Origin of the sequence: Microvirga sp. HBU67558 (assembly GCF_018069605.1) — a bacterium.
In the GTDB taxonomy this organism is placed as follows: Bacteria; Pseudomonadota; Alphaproteobacteria; order Rhizobiales; family Beijerinckiaceae; genus Microvirga; species Microvirga terrae.
The window spans coordinates 1-1,434 of sequence record NZ_JAGPUP010000323.1; the positions used below are offsets into that span (position 1 = coordinate 1).

Consider the following 1,434-nt stretch of genomic DNA (forward strand, 5'->3'; position numbering starts at 1 on the left):
CACTACTTTGGCAGGCATGAGGAACCAGGCGAGGCCTGCCGACGTCTTCCCTGAAGGATAGTCCGCAGGAGGTTGTCATGAGCACCTCAGTGGCGTGGGAGCATGAACTCCAGTCCTGGCTTGAACCTTTCCTCACTCCTCTTCATCATCCGGCTCGGCGGCGCATGTGCCCGCTCTATGTCGCTGGCCTGATTGGTCCCGGCGAACGCAAGAGCCTGCAGCCGATGGCGGCGCGGGTGGCGCCGGCTGACTATGATCAACTGCATCACTTCGTGGCCGTGGGCCCGTGGGACGAGGCGCCGCTCGAAGCCGAACTGCTGGCCCAGGCCAACCGGCTGGTCGGCGGGCCACACGCCATCCTGGTGATCGACGACACCGCGCTGCTCAAGAAGGGCTCCCATTCCGTGGGCGTCACCTCGCAATATGCCGGGGTGGTGGGCAAGAACGCGAATTGTCAGTGCCTGGTCTCGCTCACCCTCGCCAAGGGCGAGGTGCCGGTCCCGATCGTGCTGCGGCTGTTCCTGCCTGACACCTGGATCCAGGATCCCGCGCGCCTGCACCACGCCGGCGTGCCCGAGGCGTTCTGGACGCAGCGCTCGAAGCCCGAGATCGCGCTGGCGGAACTCCAGCAGGTCATGCAAGCGGGCGTCAGCTTCGGAGCCGTGCTGGCGGATGCCGGCTATGGCATCAGCGGGCCCTTCCGCCAGGCGCTCTCGGCACTCGGGCTGCTCTGGGCCGTGGGCACCGTGCGGATCCAGAAGGTGTATGCGGCGGATGTGCAGATGATCCCACCTCCGCCCTCCCGTGGCCGCTCCCGCACGCGACAGATCCCGGATCAGGAGGCGGTGACGGCTGAAGCCATGCTGGCGCAGGCCTCCTGGCGTCGGATCACGTGGCGACGCGGCACCAAAGGCCCGCTGAAGGCGAAGTTCGCGGCCGTGCGCGTGCGGGTCGCCGACGGTCCAGCGGTCTATCTGCGCGGGCAGGCCAATCAGCATCTGCCGGGTGACGAAGTGTGGCTCGTGGGCGAGCATCGCTCGTCGGGCGAGCGCAAGTACTATCTGTCCAACCTTCCGCCGGACACAGCCCTGAAGCAGCTGGCGGCCCTGATCAAGGCGCGCTGGGTGTGCGAGCAGGCGCACCAGCAGCTCAAGGAAGAGCTCGGGCTGGATCACTTCGAGGGTCGCTCGTGGCGCGGGTTGCACCGGCATGCCTTGCTGACCCTGATCGCGTATTTGTTCTTGCAGCATCTGCGGCTGCAGGCCGCCACAGGGGGAAAAAAGAAAGGCTGGCGGGCCACCGCCACAACCCAGCTTACCGGCCGTTCGGCGCATGCTGCTTGATCACATCACGCACGCCATGCGCCTGCGATGTCCCTTCTGCCGCGCCCGCTTCACTCTTGGATCACTGATGAAAGTGCCAATGTAGTGCTAG

1 protein-coding gene is annotated in these 1,434 nt (G+C 66.2%); it reads left to right on the plus strand.

The window, feature by feature from the left end; translation table 11 throughout:
- Positions 1–77: 77 nt before the first annotated feature.
- Positions 78–1,343, plus strand: a complete 1,266-nt coding sequence (locus KBI52_RS01495) for an IS701 family transposase (protein WP_210804868.1) — start codon at positions 78–80, stop codon at positions 1,341–1,343.
- Positions 1,344–1,434: the final 91 nt, after the last annotated feature.